A 9,924-nucleotide genomic window follows, 5' to 3' on the forward strand; every position below is an offset into this window, starting at 1 on the left:
TCAAAAATAAATTATTTGGAATTAAAAATTTTGAAGGTTTTATGTTTTAATTTTTTGCTGATAATTTAATCTGTGAATATTATCTTTTATAATTTATTTTAAATGCTTTTATTTAAAAAAAAGAATAATATTTTGAAAAATCTATTTATTTATTCTTTATACAAAATTATTTATTGAAAATATTCGAAATTATTCTGTTTTTAAATTTGTTAAAATGTCAATTTTCTTTATTTTTGGAATGATTGAATTATAATAGGAATAACCCAAATAGCCTCAATAATATTAAAAATGAATGAAGTGGTAACATACTCCAAACAGAAAAACTCACCTGTGTTTGATAAAGAGTCTTTGCTCAAGGATTACCGGATCGCTCAAGAAAGCCGACAGGCTTCCTTGATGGGTAGAAAAGAGGTGTTTATGGGAAAAGCAAAATTTGGGATTTTTGGGGATGGTAAAGAACTCTCTCAAATTGCCATGGCAAGGCATTTTGAAAATGGTGATTTCCGTGCGGGTTATTACAGAGATCAGACATTCATGCTTGCAATCGGTGAATTGACAATTCGAGAATATTTTGCACAGCTTTATGCCCATACAGACGTTGAGCAAGAGCCTGCTTCAGCTGGAAGGCTGATGAATGGTCATTTTGCTACAAGGTCTCTCCATTCTGATGGATCGTGGAAAGATCTTTCCTCTTCGAAAAATTCTTCTGCTGATATTTCCCCTACGGCCGGTCAAATGCCTAAGTTGCTAGGATTGGCCTATGCTTCAAAGCTGTTTAGAGAAAATGAGATTTTAGAGGGATTGGACCAATTCAGTAATAATGGTAATGAAGTCGCTTGGGGTACTATTGGCAATGCTTCCACATCGGAGGGAATGTTTTTTGAAACCATCAATGCAGCTGGAGTTCTTCAGGTACCTATGGTTGTTTCTATTTGGGATGATGGATATGGGATATCTGTTCCCAATGAATACCATACCACCAAAGGAAGTATTTCCGAAATCCTTAGAGGATTTCAGCGGAATGACGACCAAAAAGGTTTTGAGATATTTGTGGTAAAAGGGTGGGATTTTGAAGCATTGGATAAAGTATATGAAAATGCATCTCGGATTGCCCGAGAAGAACATGTACCGGTTATCATCCATGTAATCGAAGTGACACAACCACAAGGTCATTCAACCTCGGGTTCCCATGAAAGATATAAGTCAAAGGAAAGACTTGCTTGGGAAAAGGAAAATGATTGTATAGTTAAGTTTCGTGAATATTTGCTAAAAGGCGGGAGTATCTCAGAAGATGAACTTATTGAAATTGAACAGCAAGCCAAATTATTTGTCAAAAGTCAAAAAGAAGCTGCTTGGAAGGCCTTCACAGGAGAAATAAAATCAGAATTGCAAGAGGCTTCCGAAATGCTTCAGAATTTGGGGAAGTCTTCTAATAATTCAGCTCAGATCGAGCAATTCAACGATGAACTTACCAAAGCACTGAATCCTATACGCAGAGATGTAATCAGTACCATCAGAAGGGCTCTTTGGGCAACAAAAAGTGAAAATTCCGATGCTAGAACTGCTTTACTAGCATGGTATGCAAATCAACAGAAACTTAATGAGGATAGATATAATTCCCATTTATACAGTCAATCACCATGGAAAGCTGAAAATATAGCACCTATTCCTGCCGAATATCCAAATGAAGCACCTTTAGTAGATGGAAGGGAAATTTTACAGGCTTGTTTTGATAATTTGCTTGAAAGAGACCCTAGATTTTTTGCTTTTGGTGAAGACGTAGGGAAAATAGGTGATGTAAATCAAGCTTTTGCAGGTCTGCAATCAAAGTATGGCGAACTTAGGGTGACGGATACAGGAATTAGGGAATGTACTATAATTGGTCAAGGAATAGGAGCGGCTTTGCGTGGGCTTAGGCCCATGGCAGAAATCCAATATCTGGATTATATATATTATGCATTGATGACCCTTGCGGATGACCTTGCATGTCTTCAGTATAGGACTAAGGGTGGGCAAAAAGCTCCTTTGATCGTCAGGACTAGAGGGCATCGATTAGAAGGTGTCTGGCATGCTGGATCCCCAATCGGTATGATTCTCCATTCTTTGAGAGGAATGTTAATCTGTGTCCCAAGAAATATGACTCAAGCAGCAGGTATGTATAACACTTTGATGGAAGCTGATGAGCCGGCCTTGGTGATTGAGTGTCTGAATGGGTATCGGCTTAAAGAGAAAATGCCTTCAAACATCGGGGAATTTAAAGTTCCTTTAGGACAACCCGAGATAATCCGAGAGGGTCGGGATCTTACAGTAGTCACTTACGGCTCGATGTGCAAGATTGTGATGGAAGCATCTGAAGACTTGAGTCAGATGGGAATCGACATTGAAGTGATTGACGTTCAGACCTTACTGCCTTTTGATATTAACCATAATATTGTAGAATCCCTGAAAAAGACCAATAAAATTCTTTTTACTGATGAAGATGTGCCCGGAGGTGCCACTGCATACATGATGCAGCAGGTGGTAGAAGATCAAAAAGGTTATTATTTTCTAGATGTAGAACCGGCAACCCTAGCAGGAAAAGCACATAGACCTGCTTATTCTTCCGATGGTGATTATTTTTCAAAACCTTCAGTGGATGATGTTGTAGAAAAGGTTTACAGTTTGATGCACGATGCTAATCCGGATCAATTTCCCAAAATCTATTGAAGAGAAATAGGATTAGCCCCAAACAAAAGCAGTCTTCAATCAATTTGAAGACTGCTTTTGTTTTAAGGATACTTGTGACAATAATTAATTTCGCCGGATTTGGTTCAAAGTAACTTCAGGGCTTGATGCAATATTACTTCTGTTCAATGCCCTGTCTTGGATTTCCACATCGATCCTCAAGGTATCATTTCTAAAAATGGAATTCCAACCAAATGAAAGCATGGAGTATTGGATAGTACCTTCTACAGGAAGAGCCTCCGTTCCATTGATAATCCTTGGAAATCTACCGTTGAAAGTGGTGAAAAAAGGTGGTTCTTCCCATTTAAACTCTGAGAAAACACCATTTCTTTTTATAAAAAATCGTACAAATATATTGTTGTGATCCCTATTCTGTTCTACCCAAACAGTATCTCTCACTACAACATTGTTAATGATAGGATTGATTACCCAATCGATCGGATTAAATGATGGAGCCTGTGGCGGTCTTTTACTATATACAATTAGATTCCCTTGGGCATCTCTTAAATAAGTTACAGGATTAAATGGTGGATTGATATCACTTGGGTTTAGTCCAAGGTCACCCTCTGCATCTTTGAACCGGATGGAAAGGATCAAGGAATCTGCGCCGTCTGTTGTTGAAAAATTCAAATCTCTAAATGAAATTTCAGGAGTTGAAGGAAAATTATCCGGTGGTGATAGACAAGCTCCTAAAGCGAAAATGACGGATATTAGAATCAGATAGTTTTTTACATTGCTCATGCTGACGTAAATTTACAAGAAATTCTACGAGGTCAAAATATCTTAACTTTTGAATGACTAAATATACAACGCTCCATTATTTTAAAAGTTTTGCCGAAAGGATATCATTGCTTAAACCAAATGAGTTTGAAGAATTTGCTTTAGAATTGTACGCCTTCCAAATAAAGAATAATTTGATCTACAGGTACTATGTGGAGGCAAGAGGACTTTTGCATAAAAAGGTGACAGGAGTAAAAGATATTCCATTTTTACCGATTGGTTTGTTTAAGAACCATCAGGTCATATCAGGATCTTTGGAATATTATAAGGGATTTTACTCTTCGAGTGGCACTACAGGAAATATAACAAGCAAACATTATTATTGGTCGGAGGAGTTTTACCTGAAGCATTCTCTCCGCCTTTTCGAACTGGAGTATGGCAATATCCAAGATTTCCATGTACTGGCTTTACTGCCATCTTACCTTGAGAGACAAGGCAGTTCATTGGTGAGTATGGCGGAATATTTTATTGCCAAATCGGGTTCAAACCATTCGGGTTTTTACCTTTATAATCATGAAGAACTTGTTTTAAAACTGAAAATCCTCTCAGAAGCCAATCAAAAAGTTTTATTGTTGGGTGTGACATTTGGTTTACTTGATCTTCTTGAGAGTGGGTTCTCAGTCCAAAAAAATGAAAATTTGATTGTCATGGAGACTGGAGGGATGAAAGGGAGGAGAAAAGAAATGGTCAGAGAGGAACTGCATCAGATCCTCAAAGTGGGATTTCAGGTTGAAAAAATCCATTCAGAATATGGAATGACAGAGTTGATGTCGCAGGCTTATTCCAAAGGAGATGGGATATACAATTTACCCAATTGTATGCACGTTTATCTTAGAGATGTCAATGATCCCTTGTCTTGGTCTGACCGTTCTCAAGGTGGTATAAATATCATTGATTTGGCTAATTTTCACTCCTGTGCATTCATAGAAACCCAAGACTTGGGTAGAAAAATAGGAGAGGACAGGCTTGAGGTTTTGGGAAGATTTGACAACAGTGAAATCCGAGGCTGTAATTTAATGGTCAATTAATTTTGTATTGCTTATTTAATTAAACATCTTTGATTTTAAAACTCTAATATTTATGAGAAAAGCAGCAATTATTGTTATGGCAGTGGGTCTTTTAGCATTGGGTGCATGCGCATCAAGCAAACCATGTCCCGCTTACGCTAAAGCATTGGATAGCAAAGAAATTAAAGGATAAAAAAGTATGCTGACCTTTAATAGTCAGCATATTTCTTGATGTCATTCAGACTGATTGTTTTTTCACCCAGGATTATCAATCTTTCAACCACATTTCTTAGTTCGCGGATGTTTCCTGTCCAAGGGAATTCCTGAAGTTTGGAAAGAGCCTCTTTGGAAATTTCTTTTTTGGCAGTACCATATTCAGTAGCTACATCCTCCAGAAATTTTTCCACCAAAAGTGGGATATCCTCTTTGCGATCTTTAAGTGCCGGTACCTGAATCAGGATCACGCTAAGCCTATGATAAAGATCCTCTCTGAAATTGCCCTCTTCGATGGCTTTTTTAAGGTCTTTATTTGTAGCCGCTAGCACCCTGACATCGACTTTAATGTCTTTATCTCCGCCCACCCGGGTGATTTTATGGTCTTGCAGTGCCCTCAATACTTTTGACTGGGCTGAAAGACTCATGTCTCCGATTTCGTCGAGGAATAAAGTTCCGCCATCAGCTTGTTCAAATTTTCCGATCCTTTGTTTCACTGCAGAGGTAAAGGATCCTTTTTCATGCCCAAAAAGTTCACTTTCAATCAATTCTGAAGGAATAGCGGCACAATTAACTGCCACAAAAGTAGCATTAGAACGATTACTTTTTTGGTGAAGCCAATGAGCTACCAATTCTTTTCCTGTGCCATTTGGCCCTGTAATCAAAACCCGAGCATCTGTGGGTGCTACCTTTTCAATAGTGTCCTTTACATGCATGATGGCAGATGAAGAACCCACCATGTCTAATTTTTGAGAAAGCTTTTTCTTCAGAACTTTTGTTTCTGAAACCAGATTCTTTTTGTCCAATGCATTTCTTACGGTAAGAAGTAGACGATTGAGGTCAGGAGGCTTTGGAATGAAATCAAAAGCTCCTTTTTTTGTTGCCTCTACTGCAGTTTCTATAGAACCGTGGGCAGATATCATGATGAATAGTGGTGATTTATCCATTTCAGCAGTTTTCTCCAAAACTTCGATTCCGTCCATCTTCGGCATTTTGATATCGCAAAGGACAAGATCGTAATCTTCCTCCTGCATCATTTTTAGACCTTGTTCGCCATCTTGTGCTTCGGATATTTCATATTTTTCATATTCAAGTATTTCTCTCAACGTGGATCTGATGATTCTTTCATCATCAATAATTAGGATTTTGGACATATTTTGATTTTAAGGGTTTTAAAAAAAGTGCAAGCCTGTAAGCCGGGTTCTGTTCAACATCCTATATGGATGAATCTCCTGTCATCTATCTAGGCCTGTATTTGCACACAGGCTCAATCGATCTACCCATCCCGCATAAAGACGAGCAACCTTTTATGAAACCAAGTTTCATCGCGGGACCTATTTGATCTTTCAACCCATAAGGTTTGCCTTGCCTCTCTCATCACTGAGAAAGCGGTGGGCTCTTACTCCACCTTTTCACCCTTACCATCATCCTGATAGCTATCAGGATAAGGCGGTATATTTTCTGCGGCACTTTCTGTTGCCGTGCTGTCTCCGGCACGGCACCTTCCTGTTAGGAAGTATGGCGCTCTATGTTGCCCGGACTTTCCTCTTGTCTGAGATTTTATTCTCGGACCAGCGACAAGTCGGCTTGCACAGTGCAAATTAAGTCAATTTATCTAATGTTAGCCATGGAAGTTGATTGAAGGAAATATTTTAGGATTTCTATATTTTCTGGATTCTGACTAATCTTATTCCCTATCGATAAAAACGATTGATTCCCAAAAGCTATAATAAAATATAATGAAAAGGCTTTTCTTCTTATTTGGATTAAGTTTAAATAGAAGATATTTTTGCCAAATCAAATCATAAAAAATCTATATATAGATTATCAATAATTGTTATGGTATTTATAAAATTGACTGTCCGGATAATTTGGATTCTAGTTTTTTGTCACGGGATTTTAATTGAAGCGTACTCGAATTCTGACCCTAACAGCGGAAAGACTTTGGTAGTATCAGGCAAGGTAAGTTCTGTAGAAGGTGAATCGGTTCCGTATGCAAATATCATGATTTTGGGTACGGTCAAAGGTACCTACACCAACCCGGATGGTACATTCCAGATTTATGATTTGGCAGAAGGTGATTATACTATCAAGGTTTCAGCCATTGGATACAAGTCTTTTTCCAAATCAGTCAAAATAACAAATGGCCAGATCTCAGAATTAGACCTAGCTTTTGAAGAAACAGGTGTAGAAATGCCCCAATTTACAGTCATTGCCGATAAAGACAGGATTTTCAGTAAGGTTCCAGGTTCTGTGACTTACATTGATAAAAACGAATTAAGAAATCTTAGTCCTATAAGTGGTAACGAAGCCATCAGGAGATCTCCGGGAGTTCATGTAGTGGATGAAGAGGGTATTGGAATGCGTGTCAATATTGGAATCAGAGGTTTGGACCCGGACAGAAGCCGTTCAGTGATGATGATGGAAGACGGAGTGCCTATTGCGCTTGCTCCATATGGGGAACCTGAAATGTATTACACGCCTGCGATAGACAGGATGTCTGGTGTTGAAATATTAAAAGGATCTGGACAAATCCTTTACGGTCCGCAGACAATCGGTGGCGTGGTCAATTATATCACCGCAAATCCCCCTCAGAAAGAAGAAGGTTTAGTAAAAATCCAGGGAGGTGATGGTGGCTTTTTTGCAGGAATGGTTTCTTATGGAAATACTTTTGGAAACACAGGCATTTCGGTTAATCTTTTGAAAAAGCGTGCTGACCAAGTGGGTTATGTTGGTTTTGACATTACAGATTTCAATACCAAATTGCTTTTCGATATCAATTCCAAATCTAGCCTTGGGGTCAAATTGGGAGTTTATAATGAAATGTCTGATGCGACATATATCGGATTAAGCCAAACTATGTATGATGCCGGTGGGCAGGATTTTGTGAGAATGGCACCGGATGATATTTTGGACGTAAAGAGATATTCGCTGAGTTTTTCACACAAATATCAGTTTTCTCCAAAAGTGAGATTAAATACCATTGCCTATGGATATACGACGACTAGAAACTGGAACAGACAGGACTTCTCTAGGAATACAACTTCAAATACCCCCCCTTCAAATTGGACAGGAGTGACTTGGGGTGACGTTAACGTTCCCAATGGAGCCATTTTTATGAGGAATTCAACAGGCAACAGGGATAGGCAATTTGAGGTAGCAGGTGTAGAACCACGATTGGAGATTGACCACAACCTTTTTTCAAAAAACAATGAGCTGATCATTGGAACCAGATATCTCTATGAAAAAGCTTATGAACAACGGGTCAATGGAACAAAAGTCGGAGTGTCAAGTGGAAACCTTGTAGAAGATGAGGTCAGAACTGGCCAAGCATTCAGTGCTTACGCTCAAAATAAACTGAACATAAGCGAGAGATTCCTTTTGAGTGCGGGAGTCAGGTTGGAGAACTTTGATTATGACAGGCAGATCAATAGGAGAAGCTTTCCCGGAATAGGCATAAGGGATACACTTTTAGTAGCCAATAACTCCATCACTGAGGTAATTCCGGGTGTCGGCTTCAACTACAAGCCGACTCAGCTATTCAGTTTATTTGGTGGAGCACATAGAGGTTTTGCTCCTCCAAGAGTTAAAGATGCAATTTCAAATCTCGGGGAACCCTATGAACTGGAAGCTGAAAAAAGCTGGAATTACGAATTGGGTTTCAGAACTGATATTAAAAATTGGATATTCCTTGAATTTACAGGCTTCATGATGAATTTTTCAAATCAAATCATTTCTATTTCTGAGTCTTCAGGAGGTCAGGGTACAGGTCTTGTTAACGGTGGCGCAACCACCCACAGAGGGGTAGAAGGTGCTATTGTGATGGAATTGAGCAAACTTTTTGGTTTGCAGAGAAATAAAATAGTATATGACTTTAATACGGCAATAATTGATGCTGAATTTTCTGAGGATAGATTTTTGGGAGATGTCAATATTTCAGGAAATAGGACACCTTATTCTCCAGGCTTCTTCTTTAATTCTGCCATTACATTTGAATCGCAATCTGGATTTGGGGCAAGATTGCTTGGAAATTATGTTGCAAGTCAGTTCACTGATGAAATAAATTCTGTTCTACCTATTCCAAATGGAGAAACAGGACAAATTGATTCTTATTTTTTGTTAGATGCCATGGTCAATTACAATGTGTCAAAATGGAATTCAACATTTAACCTTACAGTCAAAAACTTGACTGATGAAAGATATATGGTGTCAAGAAGGCCTCAGGGAATTAGATTGGGACTTCCAAGGATGGTAACTGCCGGCTTTGAATTCAGGTTTTAAGGAATATTTCAAAATATTTCAAAAAATATCAAACAAAATAAATTATCCTAAGTTCTATTCTCAAAGGCTTAAATAGCTTTTCTTCATAGTGCTGGGTTGAGCCGTTCCATTATTGTGGAACGGTTCTTTTTTTGACCTTTTGAGAAATTAGGGAAAGCTTTGATCCCAATAAAATTCGGTTTTTTTAAGGCTTTGACTATTGTTATCTGTTTCTTTGTAATCAAATGGTCGAAAAATGATTTTAGTAGGAAATGCAGTCATCAGTGATGATATCAAGGAGCAGTTTTTTGTTTGTGATTTGGAAAAGTGTAAGGGAGCTTGTTGTGTGGAGGGTGATGCAGGAGCTCCATTGGAAGATGAGGAAACAGCTGTTTTGGAAGAAATATATCCCATCGTAAAAAATTATATCACGGCAGAAGGCCGAGAGGCAATTGAATCACAAGGAACTTGGGTTCTGGACAAAGACGGAGATAAGGTGACTCCCACCATTGGAGATAATAGAGAGTGTGCCTATGCACTTTATGATGATAGGGGGATTCTTAAATGTGGGATTGAACAGGCTTATTTGGATGGCAAGACCAATTTCAAAAAACCGATCAGTTGTCACCTTTATCCTATCAGGATAAAAAAATATGATGAGTTTGAAGCCCTAAATTACGATAGGTGGGACATCTGCAGTGCAGCATGTGTTTTGGGAGGCAATTTGGGTGTGCCTGTATACAAATTCTTGAAAGATGCTCTTGTCCGCAAATTTGGACCTGAATGGTACGATGAATTGGTGGCTGAAATTGAAGGTAATGTAAAATGATCAGCATTTAGTTTTCAGTGTCGAAAACCAATAGAAAGATTTATTTCTAAAGAGCTTTCTTAAAAACTAACCTTAAAATCTGACTAATCTTAACCTTATAACTTTTGAACC

6 protein-coding genes and 1 other RNA gene are annotated in these 9,924 nt (G+C 38.4%); 4 read left to right on the forward strand and 3 right to left on the reverse strand.

The features are described 5' to 3' along the window. The first annotated feature begins 288 nt into the window (after positions 1-288). Entirely contained in the window at positions 289-2,706 is a 2,418-nt protein-coding gene (locus M3O96_RS13135) for an alpha-ketoacid dehydrogenase subunit alpha/beta (RefSeq protein ID WP_249721097.1), read from the forward strand. A gap of 84 nt (positions 2,707-2,790) precedes the next feature. On the opposite strand, the gene M3O96_RS13140 is transcribed toward M3O96_RS13135, so the two are convergent. Continuing rightward, positions 2,791-3,465: a hypothetical protein gene (locus tag M3O96_RS13140; RefSeq protein WP_249721098.1), complete on the reverse strand. Its 675-nt coding sequence runs from the start codon at positions 3,463-3,465 to the stop codon at positions 2,791-2,793. Between the two features lie 53 nt (positions 3,466-3,518). On the opposite strand from M3O96_RS13140, the gene M3O96_RS13145 reads away from it, so the two are divergent. After that, a complete protein-coding gene (locus M3O96_RS13145; RefSeq protein ID WP_249721099.1) occupies positions 3,519-4,532 on the forward strand; it encodes an acyl-CoA synthetase family protein in 1,014 nt (337 codons plus the stop codon). Between the two features lie 188 nt (positions 4,533-4,720). Here the strand turns inward: M3O96_RS13145 and M3O96_RS13150 are convergent, their stop codons facing one another. Further along, positions 4,721-5,878 carry a sigma-54-dependent transcriptional regulator gene (locus M3O96_RS13150; protein WP_249721100.1) on the reverse strand — a complete coding sequence of 386 codons (1,158 nt, stop codon included), beginning with the start codon at positions 5,876-5,878 and terminating at the stop codon, positions 4,721-4,723. A gap of 22 nt (positions 5,879-5,900) precedes the next feature. After that, positions 5,901-6,318: RNase P RNA component class A (rnpB, locus tag M3O96_RS13155), an RNA gene on the reverse strand. Positions 6,319-6,563: 245 nt separating this feature from the next. On the opposite strand from rnpB, the gene M3O96_RS13160 reads away from it, so the two are divergent. Further along, positions 6,564-9,005, forward strand: a complete 2,442-nt coding sequence (locus tag M3O96_RS13160) for a TonB-dependent receptor (protein ID WP_249721101.1) — start codon at positions 6,564-6,566, stop codon at positions 9,003-9,005. Between the two features lie 235 nt (positions 9,006-9,240). Continuing rightward, complete coding sequence (locus M3O96_RS13165) at positions 9,241-9,813, forward strand: DUF3109 family protein (protein WP_249721103.1); 573 nt, start codon at positions 9,241-9,243, stop codon at positions 9,811-9,813. Positions 9,814-9,924 lie beyond the last annotated feature (111 nt).

This window comes from Aquiflexum sp. TKW24L, assembly GCF_023502205.1.
GTDB lineage: Bacteria > Bacteroidota > Bacteroidia > Cytophagales > Cyclobacteriaceae > Cognataquiflexum.